At 67.8% G+C, this 18,859-nt stretch carries 19 protein-coding genes; 11 read left to right on the plus strand and 8 right to left on the minus strand.

Going from position 1 to position 18,859, the window contains the following annotated elements; genetic code table 11:
* The first annotated feature begins 40 nt into the window (after nucleotides 1-40).
* From XM1_RS00570 to XM1_RS00590, 5 genes are all read left to right on the plus strand, one after another.
* The gene (locus XM1_RS00570; protein WP_068428127.1) at nucleotides 41-547 is read left to right on the plus strand and encodes a MarR family winged helix-turn-helix transcriptional regulator; all 507 of its coding nucleotides are present in this window, start codon (nucleotides 41-43) and stop codon (nucleotides 545-547) included.
* Nucleotides 548-550: 3 nt separating this feature from the next.
* Nucleotides 551-1,234, plus strand: coding sequence for a response regulator (locus XM1_RS00575; protein WP_068428130.1), 684 nt, complete (start codon nucleotides 551-553; stop codon nucleotides 1,232-1,234).
* Between the two features lie 11 nt (nucleotides 1,235-1,245).
* Complete coding sequence (locus XM1_RS00580; protein WP_068428133.1) at nucleotides 1,246-2,571, plus strand: ATP-binding protein; 1,326 nt, start codon at nucleotides 1,246-1,248, stop codon at nucleotides 2,569-2,571.
* A gap of 35 nt (nucleotides 2,572-2,606) precedes the next feature.
* On the plus strand, nucleotides 2,607-3,230 hold the full coding sequence (locus XM1_RS00585; protein WP_068428136.1) for a ParA family protein: 624 nt from the start codon (nucleotides 2,607-2,609) through the stop codon (nucleotides 3,228-3,230).
* 105 nt (nucleotides 3,231-3,335) lie between these two features.
* Nucleotides 3,336-5,069: a hybrid sensor histidine kinase/response regulator gene (locus XM1_RS00590; RefSeq protein ID WP_082700307.1), complete on the plus strand. Its 1,734-nt coding sequence runs from the start codon at nucleotides 3,336-3,338 to the stop codon at nucleotides 5,067-5,069.
* 57 nt (nucleotides 5,070-5,126) lie between these two features.
* Here the strand turns inward: XM1_RS00590 and XM1_RS00595 are convergent, their stop codons facing one another.
* The 5 genes from XM1_RS00595 to cobT all read right to left on the minus strand — a co-directional run bounded on the left by XM1_RS00595 (nucleotide 5,127) and on the right by cobT (nucleotide 8,672).
* Entirely contained in the window at nucleotides 5,127-5,564 is a 438-nt protein-coding gene (locus XM1_RS00595; RefSeq protein WP_068428145.1) for a phasin family protein, read from the minus strand.
* Between the two features lie 132 nt (nucleotides 5,565-5,696).
* A complete protein-coding gene (gene proC / locus XM1_RS00600; RefSeq protein WP_068428152.1) occupies nucleotides 5,697-6,488 on the minus strand; it encodes a pyrroline-5-carboxylate reductase in 792 nt (263 codons plus the stop codon).
* 62 nt (nucleotides 6,489-6,550) lie between these two features.
* On the minus strand, nucleotides 6,551-7,054 hold the full coding sequence (locus XM1_RS00605; protein WP_068428157.1) for a YbjN domain-containing protein: 504 nt from the start codon (nucleotides 7,052-7,054) through the stop codon (nucleotides 6,551-6,553).
* Between the two features lie 229 nt (nucleotides 7,055-7,283).
* Nucleotides 7,284-7,616, minus strand: coding sequence for an accessory factor UbiK family protein (locus tag XM1_RS00610; RefSeq protein ID WP_068428163.1), 333 nt, complete (start codon nucleotides 7,614-7,616; stop codon nucleotides 7,284-7,286).
* 36 nt (nucleotides 7,617-7,652) lie between these two features.
* Nucleotides 7,653-8,672, minus strand: coding sequence for a nicotinate-nucleotide--dimethylbenzimidazole phosphoribosyltransferase (cobT, locus tag XM1_RS00615; protein ID WP_068428166.1), 1,020 nt, complete (start codon nucleotides 8,670-8,672; stop codon nucleotides 7,653-7,655).
* A gap of 56 nt (nucleotides 8,673-8,728) precedes the next feature.
* On the opposite strand from cobT, the gene cobS reads away from it, so the two are divergent.
* Nucleotides 8,729-9,508, plus strand: a complete 780-nt coding sequence (cobS, locus tag XM1_RS00620) for an adenosylcobinamide-GDP ribazoletransferase (RefSeq protein ID WP_068428169.1) — start codon at nucleotides 8,729-8,731, stop codon at nucleotides 9,506-9,508.
* Nucleotides 9,505-10,116, plus strand: a complete 612-nt coding sequence (locus tag XM1_RS00625) for a histidine phosphatase family protein (RefSeq protein ID WP_068428174.1) — start codon at nucleotides 9,505-9,507, stop codon at nucleotides 10,114-10,116. The genes cobS and XM1_RS00625 overlap by 4 nt, the downstream gene beginning before the upstream one ends.
* Nucleotides 10,117-10,300: 184 nt before the next feature.
* Here XM1_RS00625 and XM1_RS00630 read toward each other — a convergent pair whose 3' ends face one another.
* From XM1_RS00630 to XM1_RS00640, 3 genes are all read right to left on the minus strand, one after another.
* A complete protein-coding gene (locus tag XM1_RS00630) occupies nucleotides 10,301-12,424 on the minus strand; it encodes a TonB-dependent receptor (RefSeq protein ID WP_068428177.1) in 2,124 nt (707 codons plus the stop codon).
* A 55-nt stretch (nucleotides 12,425-12,479) separates the two neighbouring features.
* Nucleotides 12,480-12,821, minus strand: coding sequence for a DUF2946 family protein (locus tag XM1_RS00635; RefSeq protein ID WP_068428179.1), 342 nt, complete (start codon nucleotides 12,819-12,821; stop codon nucleotides 12,480-12,482).
* A gap of 104 nt (nucleotides 12,822-12,925) precedes the next feature.
* The gene (locus tag XM1_RS00640; RefSeq protein WP_068428182.1) at nucleotides 12,926-13,489 is read right to left on the minus strand and encodes a hypothetical protein; all 564 of its coding nucleotides are present in this window, start codon (nucleotides 13,487-13,489) and stop codon (nucleotides 12,926-12,928) included.
* Between the two features lie 173 nt (nucleotides 13,490-13,662).
* On the opposite strand from XM1_RS00640, the gene XM1_RS00645 reads away from it, so the two are divergent.
* The 4 genes from XM1_RS00645 to XM1_RS00660 all read left to right on the plus strand — a co-directional run bounded on the left by XM1_RS00645 (nucleotide 13,663) and on the right by XM1_RS00660 (nucleotide 18,833).
* Nucleotides 13,663-14,241, plus strand: coding sequence for an ANTAR domain-containing response regulator (locus XM1_RS00645; RefSeq protein ID WP_231920640.1), 579 nt, complete (start codon nucleotides 13,663-13,665; stop codon nucleotides 14,239-14,241).
* A gap of 389 nt (nucleotides 14,242-14,630) precedes the next feature.
* The gene (locus XM1_RS00650; RefSeq protein ID WP_068428191.1) at nucleotides 14,631-16,043 is read left to right on the plus strand and encodes a CmpA/NrtA family ABC transporter substrate-binding protein; all 1,413 of its coding nucleotides are present in this window, start codon (nucleotides 14,631-14,633) and stop codon (nucleotides 16,041-16,043) included.
* A gap of 25 nt (nucleotides 16,044-16,068) precedes the next feature.
* Nucleotides 16,069-17,157 carry an ABC transporter permease gene (locus tag XM1_RS00655; RefSeq protein WP_068437332.1) on the plus strand — a complete coding sequence of 363 codons (1,089 nt, stop codon included), beginning with the start codon at nucleotides 16,069-16,071 and terminating at the stop codon, nucleotides 17,155-17,157.
* A gap of 14 nt (nucleotides 17,158-17,171) precedes the next feature.
* Nucleotides 17,172-18,833 (plus strand): ABC transporter ATP-binding protein, encoded by a 1,662-nt coding sequence (locus XM1_RS00660; protein ID WP_068428192.1) that lies wholly within the window; start codon nucleotides 17,172-17,174, stop codon nucleotides 18,831-18,833.
* Nucleotides 18,834-18,859: the final 26 nt, after the last annotated feature.

Raw genomic sequence — 18,859 nt, forward strand, 5'->3', positions numbered from 1 at the left:
TATAGGTCATATATGTCAACATGACTGACGTAACCACGCCATGAGCGACATCAAGACCGGCATCAACCCGCTGTTCCTGCGAGAGGAGGAACTGCGCCAGGGGATCGAGCTGCTGTTCTTCGCCTATCGCGACTTCACCGCCGAGCCCGACGCCATCCTGGGCGAGTACGGATTCGGCCGGGCCCATCATCGCGTCATCTACTTCGTCGGCCGCCATCCCGGCATCACGGTCAGCGACCTTCTCGAGATCCTGCGCATCACCAAGCAGAGCCTGTCGCGCGTGCTGGGCCAGCTGATCACCGAGAAGTTCATCGTCCAGCGTCCGGGCGTGCGCGACCGCCGCCAGCGCCTGCTGGAGCTGACGGAAAAGGGCGTCGAGCTGGAGCGCCTGCTGACCGAGCGTCAGCGGGCCCGCATCGCCCGGGCCTACCGCGAGGCCGGGGCCGAGGCGGTGGAGGGCTTCCGCAAGGTGATGCTGGGGCTGGTGGACGAAGGCGACCGAGGCCGCTTCCCCGCCCGCACCGTCGGACTGCGCCGGGGGGCCTAAGCGGTGGAAGACGCCCACATCCTGGTGGTGGACGACGACCGGCGCCTGCGGGAATTGCTGCGCAAGTATCTGGCCGACAACGGCTATCTGGTGGCCGCCGCCGCCGATGCCGCCGAAGCGCGCCAGTGCATGGCCGGCCTGGCCTTCGACCTGATGGTCCTCGACGTCATGATGCCGGGCGAGGACGGCATGGCGCTGACCCGGTCGCTGCGCGCCGAGGGCCGCACCCTGCCCATCCTGCTGCTGACCGCCAGGGGCGAGGTGGACGACCGCATCAAGGGCCTGGAGGCCGGCGCCGACGACTACCTGTCCAAGCCGTTCGAGCCCCGCGAACTGCTGCTGCGCGTGGCCTCCATCCTGCGCCGCGCCCCGCGCGAGGAGCCCGAAGCCGCCCGCGAATTGCGGCTGGGCGCCTTTGTCTGGAACATGGACCGCGCCGAACTGCGCCAGGACGACCAGCCGGTCCACCTGACCCAGGCCGAACGCGACCTGCTGGCCATCCTGGCCGAGGTGGCGGGCCAGGGCGTGTCGCGCGACGATCTGGCGGCCAGGACCGGCAACTCGGCCAATCCCCGCACCGTCGACGTCCAGGTGACGCGGCTGCGCAAGAAGATCGAGGACGACCCCAAGATGCCGCGCTATCTTCAGACGGTGCGCGGCATGGGCTACATGCTGCGCCCCGACTGAGGATTCGCTCCATGACCCACATGGGTCTTCTTCTGAAACGCCTAGCCCCCCAGGGCCTGCTGGGGCGTTCGCTGCTGATCATCATCCTGCCGCTGGTGATGCTGCAGCTGGTCTCCACCTACGTGTTCTACGGCAGCCACTGGGAATCGGTGGCCAAGCGCCTGGCCAAGGGGCTGGCCGGCGACATCGGCTCGATCATCGAATCCATGCGCGCCTTCCCCGGCGAGGACGAGCGGAGCGTCATCCTGGCCGTGGCCGCCAGCCGGATGGAGCTGGACGCCCGCTTCCAGCCCGGCGCCATCCTGCCCAACCAGCCGGACGCCGCCCCCTCCGGCCTGTTGGAGCGCGCCCTGACCGAGGCCATGGAGGAACGCGTCCAGCGTCCCTTCCGCATCGACACCGAGACCCTGGAGCGCGAGGTGGTGATCCGCATCCAGCTGTCCGACGGCATGCTGGAGATCTTCGCCCCCAAGAAGCGCCTGTTCTCGTCCACCACCTATGTCTTCATCCTGTGGATGCTGGGCACCGCCATGCTGCTGTTCGGCATCGCCACGGTGTTCATGCGCAACCAGGTGCGCAGCGTGCGCAAGCTGGCCCTGGCCGCCGACCGCTTCGGCAAGGGCCAGGACGTGGGCGACTTCAAGCCGGAGGGTGCCCGCGAGGTGCGCCAGGCGGCCCAGGCCTTCAACCTGATGAAAAGCCGCATCCAGCGCCAGATCCAGCAGCGCACCGAGATGCTGGCCGGGGTGTCCCATGACTTGAGGACGCCGCTCACCCGCATGAAGCTGCAACTGGCCATCATGGGCGACATGGACGGACGCGCCGAGCTGGAGGAAGACATCGCCGAGATGGAGCGCATGGTCGAGGGCTATCTGGCCTTCGCCCGCGGCGAGGGCAGCGAGCAGCCGGAACCCACCGACCTGCCGGGGCTGGTGGACGAGGTGGTCTCGCGCTTCCGCCGCCAGGGCGCCGTCATCGACCTCCACCATGAAGGCGAGATCGTCATGCCGCTGCGCCCCGATTCCCTGTCCCGCGCCCTGGGTAATCTGATCGGCAACGCCATCCGCTACGGCGGCCATGTCTGGGTCCGGGTGGGATTGCGCGGCGAGGTGGCGGAGGTTCTGGTCGACGACGACGGCCCCGGCATCCCCGCCGACCGGCGCGAAGAGGTGTTCAAGCCGTTCACCCGCCTGGAATCCTCGCGCAATTCCGGAACCGGCGGCGTCGGGCTGGGGTTGACCATCGCCCGTGACATCGTGCGCACCCATGGCGGCGACGTGGTCCTCGAGGACTCGCCGCTCGGTGGTTTGCGGGCGCGCGTGCGGCTGCCGCTGTGATAGAGTCCGGCGGCGCGTTGAAGGGGAAGCGAAGCATGCGGACGGTGCTGGTGGGAAACATCAAGGGAGGCTGCGGCAAGACCACGCTGGCCACCCATATCGCCGCCGCCTTCGCGGGCCAGGGGCTGGCCACCGCCATCGGCGATTGCGACCGCCAGCGCTCCAGCCTGAACTGGCTGCGCCGCCGCCCCGCCACCTTGCCCGCCATCATCGGCCTGGACTGGTCCAAGGACGTGGGCTCGCCGCCCAAGGGGCTGCAGCGGCTGGTGATCGACGCGCCCGCCGCCATGCACCACAAGGACGTCGAGGACCTGATCGATATTTCCGAGGTCGTCGTCGTGCCCGTCCTGCCCGGCGCCTTCGACGAGGACGCCACCGCCCATTTCCTCGAGCGGCTCGCCAAGGTCAAGGCGGTGCGCAAGAACAAACGGGTGGTCGCCGTGGTCGGCAACCGGCTGCGGCCGGGCACCAAGGCCAGCGACCATTTGGACGGCTTCTTCGGCGGGCTGGGCTTTCCCGTGGTGGCCCGCCTGCGCGACAGCCAGATCTACACCGCCGTCGCCGCCGCCGGCGCGACGGTGCTGGAAGCCGGCGACCGCCGCGCCAAATCCTATGCCGCCGAATGGGCACCGCTGCTGGCGCTGATCGAAAAGGGCTGAGCTCGGAAAGCCACCGCTGCGCCTCACTCGCACTTTCACCATTTCCCTCCCTCCCCGTTTCTGCGCTAAGCTTGCCGCGATAGGTAGAATGACGGAGCGCGGCGCGTGCAGTCCGAGGCGGCCCAGCCGATCCCCATGGCAGAATCCAGCCGCCCGACGTCTCGCCGAATCCGTCTCCTGATGGTCACGCTGGTCGGCGCCGCCATGGCCATGCTGGCGGGCGGCTGTCTCTTCTGGATCGTGGCGATGCGGAGCGAGGCTCTGTCCGACGCCGACACCAGTCTTCGCCATACCGCCCATCTGCTGGCGGAAACCGCCGCCACCAACTTCCTGGCCATCGACAAGGTTCTGCTCGGCACCAGCGAGGTGGCGGCGCGGCAGGACCGGATCGACGCCCTGCTGCCTTTTCTCCGGCGGCAATTGGCGGAAACGCCGGTGGCCCGCGCCCTGCTGGTCATCGGGCCCGACGGCATGTCCCGGGCGGCCACCAATCTGCCCGATCCCTACAAGCCGGTGGATCTGTCCGACCGCCCCTATTTCCGCCATCACCAGGACGCCTCGGCCTCGGCCCTGTTCGTCAGCGGCGTGATCCAAAGCCGCAACGACAACCGCTGGATCATGGTGCTGAGCCGCAAGATCGAGACCCCGGACGGTGCATTTGCCGGGGTGGTGGCCGCCACCATCAACCTCGAGCACCTGTCCACCGTCATCAAGGCGGCGGCCCGCACCGCAACCGATACCGCCCTGCTGGTGATGCCGGACGGCACCATCCTGGCCCGCACCCCCGACCACGAACGCTTCGCCGGCCAGTCCCTGGCGGCAAGCCCGGACTTCAAGCGGATCAAGACCCAGCCTTCGGGAGGCGGCGACACGGTCTCGCCCCTGGACGGGCGCAACCGGCTTTACGCCTTCCACGCCGCGCTCCACCATCCGGTGATCGCCATCGCCTCCTCGGACCGGAGCGCCGTCCTGAAGGACTGGCGGCGGCACAGCTTTCTGATCGCCATGGCGGCCCTGCTGATCGGAACCGTGATCGCCACCCTGACCCTGCTGCTGATCCGGCAGTTGGAGCGCATGGACGCCACCTTGGAGGAACTGGCCCGCTCGCGCCTCGCCGCCGATGCCGCCAGCCACGCCAAGTCGGCCTTCCTGGCCAATATGAGCCACGAACTCAGGACGCCGCTCAACGCCATCATCGGCTTTTCCGACGCGCTGATCGCCGGCTTTCCCGACCATTCCTGCCGGACCCGCTGCCACGATTATCTCGGGCATGTGCAGAGTTCCGGCCACCTGCTGCTGGCCCTGATCAACGACGTCCTCGACCTGTCCAAGATCGAGGCGGGGCGGATGGAAATCGACGCAATCCCCACCGCCATCATGCCGCTGGTCAGGGAATGCGGCGAAATCGTCCGGATGCGGTCGGAACACAAGGGCGTCATGCTGACCGTCACCGGTCTCGACCGCGACCTGATGGCCATGGCCGATCCGCGCCGGCTGCGTCAGATTCTTCTCAATCTGCTGTCCAACGCCGTCAAGTTCACGCCCGAAGGCGGGCGGATCATCCTGGAAGCCGACAGCGACGACCGCCAGCTGTTCCTGACGGTCAGCGACACGGGAGCCGGCATGACCGCCGAGGAAATCGCCGTGGCCCTCACTCCGTTCGGGCAGAACCCGTCCGAGGTGGCCAAGGCCGAGGCCGGAACCGGCCTGGGGCTGCCGCTTTCCAAGCGGCTGGCGGAGATGCACGGCGGCTCGCTGTCGGTGTCCAGCATTCCCGGACGCGGCACCACCGTCACCGTGGCCATCCCGCTGTCGCAGCCCCCCGTTCCCAAAACGTAACGGCCGCCCCCTTGCGGGAGCGGCCGTCGTCGCATCCGTTCCGATTCCGCGGAAGGATTACTTCTTGCCGGCCTTGGCGAAGACCTCGCGGGCCTCGTCCAGGCTCTGGGTGAAGCGCTTGTTCAGCAGGTCGAACGCCTCGGAATTGGCCTTGGCGATCATCTCGGCCAGCTCGCGGGCATTGGCCAGGGCGCGCTCGAAGGCGTCCTTGGCGAACTCGGCCTGCTTGGCGGCCTTGTCCTGGGCGGTGCCGGGCTCGGCGAAGTCCTTGGAGACCTGGGCGACCTCGTCCATGGTCTGGCGCAGGATCTCGACCTGACGCTTCACGACGTTCTGCAGGCCCTCAAAGGCCAGCTTGTTCGCCTGGGTCAAGGCCTCGATGTTCTTGCGCTGATTGGCGACGATGGTCTCGACGTCCACGCCGGGAACCTTGAAGTCGCCCAGATACTTGGCGACGTCGAAATCGAAGAACTGCTCAGTCTGCTTGCCGGCCATGATGAAATCTCCAACCCGGTTTTTTATGTTGCGGTGCAGCGAACATAATCGCGACAACGCTTTCGAGTCAAACGGAGTCACATCCGACTGACAGCCTATCGTAAAAATACCTAGGTTGCGAAAATGGTATGGCTAGCCCGCCAGCTCCCGCCCACGGCGAGTGGCGGCGGCCACCGCCTCGGTCATCAGGCTGGGGATTCCGTGGCTGTCGGCCATCAGCACCGCCAGGGCCGCCGCCGTGGTGCCGCCCGGCGAGGTGACGTTCTTGCGCAATTGCGCGGCGCTTTCCGGCGACAGGCGCAGCAATTCCCCGGCCCCGGCCACGGTGGCCCGCGCCAGCCGTTCGGCCAGATCGGCCGGCAGCCCCTGGGCCAGCCCGGCGGCCTCCATGGCCTCGGCCAGCAGGAAGATGTAGGCGGGGCCCGAACCGGACACGGCGGTGACCACGTCCATCAGGCTTTCGTCCTCGACCCAGCCCACCTCGCCCACCGCTTCCAGCAGCGACTGGCAGAGGTCGCGCGCCGCCGCCGGCACCGCGGTTTCGGCGCAGCAGACCGTGATGCCGCGCCGCACCGCCGCCGGCGTGTTGGGCATGGCCCGCACGATGGCGGCTCCGGCTCCCAGGCGCTCCCGGAAGAAGGCGATGGTCTTGCCGGCGGCGATGGACAGGAAGACCGCCGAGCCGAAGCGGGCATAGGGCGGCACCACCTCGGCCATGACCTGGGGCTTGACCGCGAAGATCACCACGTCGGGGATGAAATCGGAGGGAATGGCGGCATCGGAGGTCACCACCCGCACCGCCCCCAGATCGGGCGCGGAAGGCTCGACCACCACCACGTCGGCGGCTTCGATGCCACGCTCGAGCCAGCCGGCCAGCATGGCCGAGCCCATCTTGCCGCAGCCCGCCAACAGAATCTTGGTCATGGGAAGTACTCCGTGCCCCGGTCCATCAAGGGGACCGGCATGGCACGGGGAGCCGAGCGAAGTCAAGCCTCGCCGACGGTCTCCAGCAGCGAGGCGGCGATGGCCTCGGCCGCGCTCTTGCCGCCCCAGATGACGAATTGGAAGGCGGGGTAGAAGCGCTCACACTCGGTGACGGCGATGTCCACCAGGTCCTCGACCTGTTCCGGCGAGACGCCGGCCCCGCCGCGCAGCAGCGAGGTGTGGCGGAACATGGGCACGCCCTCGTCCTCCCACAGGCCGAAATGGCCGAGCCACAGCTTCTCGTTCAGGGTGGCCAGCAGCTCGTGGACCATGGCACGGCGCGACGGCGGAATCTTCATGTCGAAGGCACAGGTGAAGTGCATGGCGCCCATATCTTCGCGCCAGGCGAAATAAAGGCTGTAATTGCACCATTGCCCAGGGGCCTCGGCGGCCAGTTCCTCATCGTTGCGGCGGTCGAACGCCCAATCGTTGGCGGCGACGACTTGCTCGACAAGATCGACGGGATTGATCTGGGGCTCTTCCTGATACGTGGCGGTCAAGGTCATGCCTGCGCCCTCCCTTGGCATGGCTACCGTCGATTCCGACGGCACGAATCAAAAGATTGTGTTCGCAGCCGCAGAATTCGCACAAGGGGTAGCCTACCCAAACGCCAAGCGGCGGCGCAAGGCTTTATTTACGGACTATTTATGAATTTATGTGGATAACCCGGGTTATCCACATGCCGGGGCCCCTTGGGCCTAGCCATGCCCAGATGGGCATGGCGTCGGGGGCGGGTCAGGCGCCCTTGGGCGCGGCCTTGGACTTGGCCGGGGCCTTGGGCTTGGGTTCCGCCTTGGGCTTGGGAGCGGGAGCAGCGGCCAGGGCGGCCAGCTTGGCCTCCAGCTCGGCGATGCGGGCGGCCTGGGCCTCGTTGTCCTCGCGCGCCTTGATGGCCATGGCGCGCACCACCTCGAACTCGTCGCGCGGGACCAGATCGAGGCCGGAGGTGAAGCGCTCGAACTGCTGGCGCATCATCGCCTCCATCTCGGCGCGCAGGCCGGACAGCGCGCCCAGCGCGCCGGAGGCCACGCGGGCGATATCGTCGAAGAAGGGCTTCTGGCTTTGCATGACGGCCTCTTGAAAAAACGGTGGTCTATTATGGGCCTAAGCCTCGTCCTTGTCACTGACTCCCGCCTCGGCAAAGGTCGCCATGCCGGCGTGGCAGGCGCAGGCGGCCTTCAGCACGCCCACCGCCAGGGCGGCGCCCGATCCCTCGCCGAGCCGCATGCCCAGGTCGAACAGGGCGGTCTTGCCGAGCGCGGCCAGCAGGCGCTTGTGTCCCGGTTCCACCGAGACGTGGCCGACCATGCAATGGTCCAGCGCCCCCTTGGCCTCGGCCTCCAGCGCGGCCACCGCCGCCGTGGTGACATAGCCGTCCAGCAGCACCGGCACCCGCTTTTGCCGGGCGGACAGCACCGCCCCGGCCATGGCCGCCAGTTCACGCCCACCCAGGCAGCGCAGGGTATCGAGCGGCGAAAGCCCCTTGTGCCGCGCCACGCCCTGGCCCACCACCTCGATCTTGCGGGCCAGCGCGCCGCCTTCCACGCCGGTGCCGCGCCCGGTCCAGTCGCCCGCCTCGCCGCCGAACAGCGCCGCCGACACGGCGGCCGCCGGCGTGGTGTTGCCGATGCCCATCTCGCCGATCACCAGCACGTCGGCGCCATCGGGAACCGAATCCATGCCGGCCCGGAAGGCGGCGACGAACTCGGCCTCGTCCATGGCGGGGCCTTGGGTGAAGTCGGCGGTGGGTTTATCCAGGTCGAGGGCCAGCACGTCGAGCGCGATGCCGAAGGTCTTGCACAGCTGGTTGATGGCCGCGCCGCCGTGGCGGAAATTGGCCACCATCTGCACCGTCACCTCGGGCGGAAAGGCCGAGACGCCCAGCGCTGCCACGCCGTGATTGCCGGCGAACACCCGGGCCGCCGGGCTTTCCATGCGGGGCGGATGACGCCCCTGCCAGGCCGCCAGCCAGGCGGAAGCCTCTTCCAGGCGGCCCAGTGAACCGGCCGGCTTGGTCAACTGGGGCTCGCGCGCCGCCCAGGCGGCGGAGGCCGCCGCGTCGGGGCCGGGCAGGGCGGCCAGCAGGGAGCGGATCTGGGCAACGCTAGAAATAGACGAATTCAAGGATTTTCCCCCCAAGATATTGCGGCTTGGCCTTGGCCGTCCTATAAACCATCACCATGAACGAGTCACCTGTCATCGACGAGAATCCGCCGCCGCGATCCTGGCTGGGCGACGCCCATCTGGCCGCCGTGTTCCTGACCCGCCTGCCGCTGCCCGACGCCGGCATCGGCGATCTGGCGCGGTCCATGCGCGCCTTTCCCCTGGTGGGAATCGGCCTGGGCCTGGGGGCCGCCGCCATCGCCTGGGCGGCGGCAAGCGTGCTGCCGCCCTTGCCCGCCGCCATGCTGGCCGTCCTCGCCCTGGTGCTGGCCACCGGGGCGCTGCACGAGGACGGGCTGGCCGATCTGGCCGACGGGCTGGGGGCGCGCGGCGGCCGCGAGCGGCGGCTCGAGGTGATGCGCGATTCACGCACCGGCGCCTTCGGGGTGCTGGCCCTGGTCTTCACGGTGGGCCTCAGGGCCTCGGCCCTGGCCGCCATTCCCATGGGCTGGAGCCAATGCGCCGCCCTGGTCGCAGCTTGCGCCCTGTCGCGCGCCCTGATCCCCGCCGCCATGCAGGTGATGGGCCCCGCCCGCCCCGACGGGCTGGGAGCCGGCGCCGGATCACCCGACGCCACCATCGCCGCCACCGCCGCCGGGCTGGGCCTGCTGGCCTGCCTGACCGGGCTGGGGCTGCCGGGAACCCTGGCCGCGCTGCTGGCCGCCCTGGCCGCCGGCGGGGCCGTGGTCTGGATCGCCCGACGCGCGCTGGGCGGCTATACCGGCGACGTGCTGGGATCGGTGCAGCAGGCGACGGAAATCGCCGTGCTGCTGGCCGCCGCCGGAGTTCTCGCATGAGCCAGAATGCGACACGCTGGTGGCTGCTGCGCCACGCCCCCGTTCCCTGCCCGCACGGCCGCATCACCGGCCGCCTGGACGTGGCCTGCGACACCTCCGAGGACGAGGTGTTCCGGTCCCTGGCCCGCACCCTGCCGGTCAACCCGGTGCTGGTGGAAAGCGGCCTGATCCGCTGCCGCCAGACCGCCGGAGCGCTGGAGGCCGCCGGCCTGCTGCTGCCGCCCCCCATGGTCGAGCCCGATCTGGCCGAGCAGGATTTCGGTCGCTGGCAGGGCCGCTCGTGGATGGAGCTGGAAGCGGCCAAGGACCCGGACCTCGCCGGCTTCTGGGCCAACCCCGCCGCAACGGCGCCCCCCGGAGGAGAAAGTTTCGCCGCCATGATCGGGCGGGTGCAGGGCGCGCTGGAGCAGATCACCGCCGCCCAGGCGGGCCGCGACATCCTGGCGGTGGTTCATGCGGGAACGGTGCGCGCCGCGCTGGCGGTGGCGCTGGATTTGAAGCCGGAACAGGCGCTGCGCTTCGCGGTCAAGCCGCTGTCGCTGACCCGGCTGGATTCCACTGCCGCCGGCTGGCGGGTGGAAACGGTCAACGCCCAGCCCTACGAGTAAGACCAAGCAGCGATGAGCGTGACTCGTCGCTGCTTGGATAGGCCCAAGGGGCCGCGCCGCTTATGCGGCGGGAGCCAAGCCGCCACCGGCGGCGCCCGGCGATTGAGGGCGATGGGATGATCGGTTCCGACCAGCGCATCTTGATGTAAGTCCGAGGGGGATCGCTCCCCCTCGGTCCACGCGATCAGAACTTCACCGTCACCCCGGCGTTGAGCGAACGGCCGGGCGCCGCCAGGGGGCCCGCCTGAGTGTTGGTTCCACGGCCGGTGCGCCTCATTTCGGTGTAATCCACGCCGCCCAGCGGGTGGTAGTAGCGCCGGTCGAACAGGTTGTCGACGCCGAGACTGACCTGCACCGCCTCCCACTCATAGCCGCCGCGCAGGTTGAGCAGGGCATACCCGGGGGTCTTGGGCTCCTGGCGCAGGGTGTCCACGCCCGCCTTGGTCCCCACCAGCTCCGCCTCGATCGCCGAGGTCCAGCCGCCCAGGCTCTGCTCGATGGCGGCCTTACCGTTGATGGGCATGACGTGGTACATGGCCTTGCCGGTATTGACCATCTCGCCGTGCAGCCAGCCCAGCCGCCCCGTGAGCTTGAAGTCGCCCCAGCCGGTGTCGCGGGCGAAAACCGCGCTGCCGGAGAAGTCGATGCCGTACATCATGGCGTCGTGGTTGGCGAATTTCAGCAGCGGGTAGTTGGCTCCGCCCGAAACGTTGTTCCGCACCTTATCGACGCCGATGTAATCGACGATGTAGGTGGCGTAGGGCGTAGCCTTGATGCCCCAGTCCTTGCGCCCCGCATCGTGCAGCGCCACCGAGGTGCTGACGGTGTGGGCCACCTCGGGCTTGAGGTCCAGGTTGCCCAGATAGCCGTTGGCGTCGCCGGTCCAGTTGATCATCCGGCTGTCCATGTTGGACGTGGACCATGAGTAGCGCTCGTAGAGGTTGGGCGAGCGCGACTTCCTGGCATAGCCCAGTTCGTTGGTGTTGGTGCCGTCGGGCTCGTAGCGGACCAGGGCGGTCAGGTCGAAGTTGGCGTCTATCTTCGCGTGGTTACGGCCGTTGAAGGCGGTGGCGTCGATACCCTCCTGGGCGGTGCCGTAGCCATGGACCGCGCCGGTATCCATCAGCACCGTGTCGCTACGCAGGCCCAGCAGGGTGGTCCATTGCGGCGACCACTTCTCCTCCCACTCCGCAAAGGCGCTGACCACGTCGCGGGTGCCGCCATAGATGGACTGGAAGGTAAGCGGCGACATGGAGGCGCTGCCCGCCACCGGCGGCCACCAATCCTCGAGCATGAAGCGGTGGAATTCGTGCCCGATCCGCAATGTGCTCGCCTGGGACAGGTTGATGTCGCCCTTGACGGCGTAGCCCACGTCGGTGGCGTCGGTGCGCATGGGCATCTTGCCGCCCTTCTCGTTGGCGGCCTGGTCCATGGCGTGCTTGACCTGCTGCCAATAGGCGCGGGCTTCCAGCTTGCCCCAGCCGAACTCGCCCTCGTAGCGGCCGTTGCCGTGATAGCCCTTGTTGCCGGTCATATCCATGCGCTGGTTGGCGAAGCCCTGGAAGGGGATGTCCTGTTGCCCGGCCTTCAGCACCAGCAGGCCGGCATTGCCCTTCACACCGAGAGAGAGCTCGTGGTTGCGCGATTCGTAGCGGGTGGAGTGGACCGTGCGGCCGTCGCCGCCCGCTGAGTAGTTGAGGCCGCGCACCCACGACCCGTCATAGCCCAGGCTGTAGGTGTCGTCGGCGCCATGCACGGCCAGCGAGCCGCCGATGCCGGTGTTGACGCTCTTGAAGAAGGCCGAGGCCCGGCCTCCCACCGCATAGCCCTCGCCCGGCGCGGCGAAGACCGGCGGAGCCGCCTTCACCGAGATGACGCCGCCGATATTGTCGCCGCCGGCGCTCACGGGGGTGATGCCGCTCCACACCTCGACCCGCTCCACCTTGGAGGAATCCATATAGGACAGCGCCGGATTCATGTGGTTGGAGCAAGCCGACGTGAGCTCCATGCCGTCCACCAGGATCTTCAGCCGGTCGTCGGCCAGGCCATGGATGTCGGGCAGGCTGGAGACGCCGCCATTGGTGATGAGGTTGAGACCGGGCGTGCCCGACAGCAGCCTGGCGGTGTCGCCGGCGGCGCTGGCCTTGGCCTCGGCCGGAATGCTGAGGCGCGGCGCCGAGATCACCACTTCGGGAATGTCCTCGGCCCATGCGGCGCCGGACATCAGGATCGTGGAAAGAAAGGTGGTGGCAAGCAGACGGACGCGGCCATGCCGACGTCCGCCACGATGAATCGCGTGGCAGGTCATGATGTTCCTCGATGAATGAATCGCTTAAAGGCGGCCCGAACAGGCGGGCCGTGTCTTAGGCGGCGAGGAACGGAGGGGCGCGGGCGGGGGGGAGTGGAAGTGACGGCTGGTCCGGCTCGGCGGACGGGTCCGGGACGGACCGCTCGGCCACCACCAGCCCAAGCGGCCGCACGGCCAGCGGGGCGGGCGGCAGCACCTTGCCCGACAGGATGCAGCAATGGCCGCCGCAATCATGCTTGGGTCCGCCCGCCTGGGCGGGATCGACCCCATGGGTGCTGGAGCAGAGGTCGGCGGCGACGAAGGCATCCGGCCCATTGCCGCCGATCGCGGAGGGAATGGGCGGCATGGTGCCGATCAGCAGGACAAGCGCCAGCAGCCAAGCCGCCGCCGGTCTCATCCACCTGACTATCGATTGCCCGGCCATTCGCCGCCCCCCGTCTCGGGGCGAGACCCTAGGGCGACTTCACATACCCGGCAAGTTGGACAAAGGTCATGGAAAGGCTATTTCTTGGCCTTCTTGTCCTCGGGCTTTTCCGGCTTCTTTTCTTCCTTGCCGAGCGCGATGGGAACGGTGGAGGTGAGCTTCAAGGTGAGCGGGCACATCTCGGTCTCCTCCCCCGCCTTGACGCACTTGGCGGGCGGCCAGTCGTAGCCGGCGGTGGGAACGATGGTCAGCTGGGTCGCCCCCAATGTGCACGAGAACAGCCGGCCGGTACGCCCGCTGGGGGGCAAGGCGGCGACGCTGACCACCCAGTTGTCCACCAGTTCGTCCTTGGCCCCGAAGGTCCGGGCGATGAAGCCCAGCGCCACATTGGCCGAGGAATAGTTCTCCACCACGAAATTGACCCGGCACTTGGCCGAGCCCGACCCGGCCCACATGGTGGCGATCACCGCCACGGTGCCCAGGCTTTCGCTGGCCTGGGGCGGCGCCACCACCACTTCCCGCGGCCCGGCCAAGGTCGCCCACATGGCGCCCTGGGATTCGCCGCCGCTGCCGCCTTCCTTGCCGCCCTTGCCGCCGGCCAGGGCGGGAAAGGCCGTCATGGCGACCAGAAGAAGCGCCAATGCCCGTTTTCCGCCCACCGCGACCACTCCTCAATCATTCGACCCGTCGAGGGTAGCACCGAAACAGGGCATTGCAATGCCCGGCGAAGGCCCCACGTTGGGGAGAGGGGAAACACCTGACAACTGGCATGATACATGCTTGTTTACCTTCGACACAGCCTCAAGGAATGCACATGGGATTGCGGGTCATCGTGGTGGACGACGAGCGGGACCGGGCGGAAATGGTCCGCTCCTCGCTGGAGGCCGACGGCTTCACCGTGGTGGCGGTGTTCGCCAGCGGCGCCGGCCTGCCCGCCCGCGTGGCGGAGCTGGCCGCCGACGTGATCATCGTCGACATCGATTCGCCTGACCGCGACACCCTGGAAGACATGCGCCGCGTCGGCATCGAGCAGGGCCGCCCGGTGGTGATGTTCGCCCAGGACGGCAAGCCCGAGACCATCAAGGCGGCGGTGGAGGCGGGCGTCTCCGCCTATGTGGTGGACGGGCTGAAGCCCGACCGGGTCCGCCCGGTGATCGACGTGGCCATCGCCCGCTTCGCCCAGTTCCAGTCCCTGCGGGGCGAGCTGGACAAGGCGCGCACCACGCTGGCCGAGCGCAAGCAGATCGAGAAGGCCAAGGGCATCTTGATGAAGCGGCGCAAGGTCGAGGAGGACGAGGCCTACCGCCTGATGCGGCGCATGGCCATGGACCAGAAGCAGCGCCTGATCGACGTGGCCAACAAGGTCATCGAGGCCGCCGAGCTGCTGGGCTGACCTGCCGCTTTTATTACCCAAATGCCCAACGGCCGGTCACGGCCGCGCTCCGCCCGCCCTCCGGCTGGCGCATTGGCTAAAATTTAGACAGTTTTATATTTGCGTCTAATTTTTAGGCATTGCGCATATGCTGCGGTGCCGCAAAATCACTGAATCGGTCAAATCCCGCTCTGGCACGGAGGTTGCTTTCCTCTCCTTGCGACGGCGGCGCCCCTCAATGGCGAGGTCCCGCCCCACGAGATGACAGACGGCCGATCCGGCGACGATGCCGGCCCGGCCGATGAAGGAACAAAGGCGTTCCACGGCAATTGCGCCCCCTTGCACGGGATGGCGTGACGTCGCGGAACGCCTTTTTTGCGTTTTGAACTCCAGATCGGCGAGGGGCTGACATGAGCAAGATGACCAAGTTCGAGAGCAACGGCCTGACGCGCCGCGTCGCCATTGGGATCGCCGCCGCCGGCCTGATGGCCGCCGCCCTGCCGCTGTCGGCCGAGGCCGCCAAGCTGAAGCTGGAGAAGGACGAGCTGAAGCTCGGCTTCATCAAGCTGACCGACATGGCGCCGCTGGCCATCGCCAAGGAAAAGGGCTTCTTCGAGGACGAAGGCCTGTTCGTCACCCTGGAGCCCCAGGCCAACTGGAAAGTGCTGCTCGACCGCGTCATCTCGGGCGAACTGGACGGCGCCCACATGCTGGCCGGCCAGCCCATCGGCGCCACCATCGGCTACGGCACCCAGGCCCACGTGGTCACCGCCTTCTCCATGGATCTGAACGGCAACGGCATCACCGTCTCCAACGAGGTGTGGGAGATGATGAAGCCGCACCTGCCCAAGGGCCCCGACGGCAAGATCGTCCACCCCATCAAGGCCGACGCCCTGAAGAAGGTGGTGGACGCGCTGAAGGCCCAGGGCAAGAGCTTCAACATGGGCATGGTCTTCCCGGTCTCCACCCACAATTACGAGCTGCGCTACTGGCTGGCCTCGGGCGGCATCAATCCCGGCTATTACAGCCCCGACAACGTGTCGGGCCAGATCGGCGCCGACGCCCTGTTGTCGGTGACGCCGCCGCCCCAGATGCCCGCCACGCTCGAGGCAGGCACCATCTCGGGCTATAGCGTGGGCGAGCCCTGGAACCAGGCCGCCGTGTTCAAGGGCATCGGCGTGCCGGTGATCACCGATTACGAGATCTGGAAGAACAACCCCGAGAAGGTGTTCGGCGTCAACAACGCCTGGGCCGAGAAGAACCCCAACACCCACCTGGCGGTGGTCAAGGCCCTGATCCGCGCCGGCAAGTGGCTGGACGAGAACAACAACGCCAACCGCGACGAGGCGGTGAAGATCCTGGCCAAGCCCGAATACGTGGGCGCCGACGCCAAGGTTATCGCCAATTCCATGACCGGCACCTTCGAGTACGAGAAGGGCGACAAGCGCGCCGTTCCCGACTTCAACGTGTTCTACCGCTACTACGCCACCTACCCCTTCTACTCGGACGCCGTCTGGTACCTGAGCCAGATGCGCCGCTGGGGCCAGATCGCCGAGGCCAAGCCCGATTCCTGGTACGCCGACATGGCCAGGAAGGTCTACAAGCCGGACGTCTACCTCAAGGCCGCCAAGGCGCTGCTGGACGAGGGCAAGGTGGCCAAGGAGGACTTTCCCTGGGATTCCGACGGCTACCGCGCGCCGACCGCCGAGTTCATCGACGGCATCTCCTATGACGGCAAGAAGCCCAACGACTACCTGAAGAAGTTCTCCATCGGCCTCAAGGGCGCCCAGAAGGTGGAAAACAACAAGGTGGCCGGAAACTGAGATGCCCCCAAGCGAGGACAAAGCCATGAGCACCATCACCCAAGCCGCGGGGCACAGCACCCCCACCAAGCCGGCCAAGCCCGCCTTCTCCTTCGCCAACGCCCTCAACCGGGCGGCCCCCACCCTGACGGTGGCGGGCGTGGGCTGGGTGGTTCCGCTGTTCAAGCTGATGACGGGGACCGACCCTAAGCGCCAGCTGGGCGAATTGTGGCGCCAGATCGGCGTGCCCGTGCTGGCCATCGTCCTGTTCCTCGCCGCCTGGGGCGCGCTGGCGCCCAAGGTGCAGACCTCGCTGGGCGCCGTCCCCGGCCCGGCCCAGGTGTGGGAGCAGGTGGGCAACCTGCTGGCCGACCACAAGGCCGAGCGCGCCAAGGAGGCGGCCTTCTACGAGCGCCAGGCCAAGCGCAACGCCGAGCTGAAGGCCGAGGACCCGGCGGCCGAGACCAAGGTGCGCAAGTTCACCGGCAAGCCCACCTATCTCGACCAGATCGCCACCAGCCTGAAGACGGTGTTCATGGGCTTCATGCTGGCTACTGCCGTGGCCGTGCCGCTGGGCGTCATGTGCGGCCTGTCCAAGACCGTCAACGCCGCGCTGAACCCGCTGATCCAGATCTTCAAGCCGGTGTCGCCCCTGGCCTGGCTGCCCATCGTCACCATGGTGGTGTCGGCGTCCTATACCAGCACCGACCCCATGTTCGAGAAGGCCTTCCTCAACTCGGCCATCACGGTGACGCTGTGCTCGCTGTGGACCACGCTGATCAACACCGCGGTGGGCGTCGCCTCCATCGACAAGGATTTGATGAATGTCGGCCGGGTGCTGAACCTGCCCATGGGCACCACCATCCGCAAGCTGGTCCTGCCCTCGGCCCTGCCCTACATCTTCACCGGCCTCAGGCTGTCGCTGGGCGTGGGCTGGATGGTGCTGATCGCCGCCGAGATGCTGGCCCAGAACCCGGGGCTGGGCAAATTCGTGTGGGACGAGTTCCAGAACGGCTCGTCGCAGTCGCTCGCCAAGATCATGGTCGCCGTGCTGACCATCGGCCTGATCGGCTTCCTGCTGGACCGCGTCATGCTGGCCTGCCAGGCGCTGTTCTCCCACTCCAATACCCGCTGACCAGGAGATCGACCATGCCGATCCTCGAACTCAAGAACGTCGCCAAGTCCTACGGCCCCACCTCGGTGTTGCGCGATATCGACCTGGAGATCGAGGACGGCGAGTTCATCGCCATCCTGGGCTTCTCCGGCTCGGGCAAGACCACCCTGGTGTCCCTGATGGCCGGGCTGATCAAGCCCGATGCCGGAGAAGTCCTGCTGCGGGGCAAGGCGGTGGAGGGGCCCGGCGCCGATCGCGGCGTGGTGTTCCAAAGCTACTCGCTGATGCCCTGGCTGACGGTGGAGGGCAACATCGCGCTGGCGGTGGACTCGGTCATGCCCGACGCGCCCAAGGCCGAGCGCCAGGCCCGTATCGCCAAGTATATCGGCATGGTCGGCCTGTCCCACGCCGCCGAGCGCCGCCCGGCGGAGCTGTCGGGCGGCATGCGCCAGCGGGTCGCCGTGGCCCGCGCGCTGGCCATGAGCCCCGACATCCTGCTGCTCGACGAGCCGTTGTCGGCGCTGGACGCCCTGACGCGCGCCAAACTGCAAGACGAGATCGAATCCATCTGGGAGCAGGAGAAGAAGACCGTCGTTCTCATCACCAACGACGTGGACGAGGCGCTGCTGCTGGCCGACCGCATTATCCCGCTCAATCCCGGACCGGGAGCTACCTTCGGCCCCAGCTTCAAGGTGGACCTGCCGCGTCCCCGCGACCGCGCCGCCGTCAATTCCGATCCCGACTTCAAGCGCCTGCGGGCCGAGGTCACCGAATACCTGATGGCGGTCGGCGTCGAGCGCGGGGCCGAGACCGGCGACGGACGCATCCTGCCCGCCGTCACCCCCATCAGCTTCGGCGGGCCGCCCAAGGCCTACCGCGAGGCCGGCAAAGTCAACAATCCCGACCGCTACGTGGAATTCTCCCGCGTCAAGAAGATCTACCCCACCCCCAAGGGCCCGCTGACCGTGGTGGACGGCTTCGACCTCAAGATGCACCAGGGCGAGTTCATCTCGCTGATCGGCCATTCGGGCTGCGGCAAGTCCACGGTGCTGACCATGACGGCGGGCCTGACCGACGTCTCCGAGGGCGGCGTCATCCTGGACGGCCGCGAGGTCGCCCAGGCAGGCCCCGACCGCGCCGTGGTGTTCCAGGCCCCCTCGCTGTTCCCCTGGCTCACCGCCATCCAGAACGTGGCGCTGGGCGTGGACCGCGTCTATCCCCACGCCAGTCCGGCGGAACGCTACGACATCGTCGCCTATTATCTGGAACGCGTCGGCCTGGGCGATTCCATGGACAAGAAGGCGGCGGAGCTGTCCAACGGCATGAAGCAGCGGGTCGGCATCGCACGCGCCTTCGCCCTTAGCCCCAAGCTGCTGCTGCTGGACGAGCCGTTCGGCATGCTGGACTCGCTGACCCGCTGGGAATTGCAGGAAGTGCTGATGGAGGTCTGGGCGCGCACCAAGGTCACCGCCATCTGCGTCACCCACGACGTGGACGAGGCCATCCTGATGGCCGACAAGGTGGTGATGATGACCAACGGCCCCAACGCCCGCATCGGCAAGATCCTGAACGTCGACATTCCGCGCCCGCGCACCCGGCGCGCCCTGCTGGAACACCCGCGCTACTACGAGTATCGCGCCGAGGTGCTGAACTTCCTCGACGAGTACGAGACCGGCGCCCACGCCAAGGCCTCCTGACCTGATTAATTTTTAGACCGTCATTT

The sequence above is a fragment of the Magnetospirillum sp. XM-1 genome, assembly GCF_001511835.1.
Classification (GTDB): domain Bacteria; phylum Pseudomonadota; class Alphaproteobacteria; order Rhodospirillales; family Magnetospirillaceae; genus Phaeospirillum.

Excerpts from the sequence above, each read along its gene's own strand:
- XM1_RS00595 (WP_068428145.1), bottom strand. The coding sequence starts at position 5,564 with ATGGCCGGCAAGCAGACTGAGCAGTTCTTCGATTTCGACGTCGCCAAG.
- XM1_RS00570 (WP_068428127.1), top strand. The coding sequence starts at position 41 with ATGAGCGACATCAAGACCGGCATCAACCCGCTGTTCCTGCGAGAGGAG.
- XM1_RS00635 (WP_068428179.1), bottom strand. The coding sequence starts at position 12,821 with ATGAGACCGGCGGCGGCTTGGCTGCTGGCGCTTGTCCTGCTGATCGGC.
- XM1_RS00585 (WP_068428136.1), top strand. The coding sequence starts at position 2,607 with ATGCGGACGGTGCTGGTGGGAAACATCAAGGGAGGCTGCGGCAAGACC.
- XM1_RS00610 (WP_068428163.1), bottom strand. The coding sequence starts at position 7,616 with ATGCAAAGCCAGAAGCCCTTCTTCGACGATATCGCCCGCGTGGCCTCC.
- XM1_RS00655 (WP_068437332.1), top strand. The coding sequence starts at position 16,069 with ATGAGCACCATCACCCAAGCCGCGGGGCACAGCACCCCCACCAAGCCG.
- cobS (WP_068428169.1), top strand. The coding sequence starts at position 8,729 with ATGAACGAGTCACCTGTCATCGACGAGAATCCGCCGCCGCGATCCTGG.
- XM1_RS00645 (WP_231920640.1), top strand. The coding sequence starts at position 13,663 with ATGGGATTGCGGGTCATCGTGGTGGACGACGAGCGGGACCGGGCGGAA.
- XM1_RS00605 (WP_068428157.1), bottom strand. The coding sequence starts at position 7,054 with ATGACCTTGACCGCCACGTATCAGGAAGAGCCCCAGATCAATCCCGTC.
- XM1_RS00660 (WP_068428192.1), top strand. The coding sequence starts at position 17,172 with ATGCCGATCCTCGAACTCAAGAACGTCGCCAAGTCCTACGGCCCCACC.
- XM1_RS00625 (WP_068428174.1), top strand. The coding sequence starts at position 9,505 with ATGAGCCAGAATGCGACACGCTGGTGGCTGCTGCGCCACGCCCCCGTT.
- XM1_RS00580 (WP_068428133.1), top strand. The coding sequence starts at position 1,246 with ATGACCCACATGGGTCTTCTTCTGAAACGCCTAGCCCCCCAGGGCCTG.
- XM1_RS00630 (WP_068428177.1), bottom strand. The coding sequence starts at position 12,424 with ATGACCTGCCACGCGATTCATCGTGGCGGACGTCGGCATGGCCGCGTC.
- proC (WP_068428152.1), bottom strand. The coding sequence starts at position 6,488 with ATGACCAAGATTCTGTTGGCGGGCTGCGGCAAGATGGGCTCGGCCATG.
- XM1_RS00650 (WP_068428191.1), top strand. The coding sequence starts at position 14,631 with ATGAGCAAGATGACCAAGTTCGAGAGCAACGGCCTGACGCGCCGCGTC.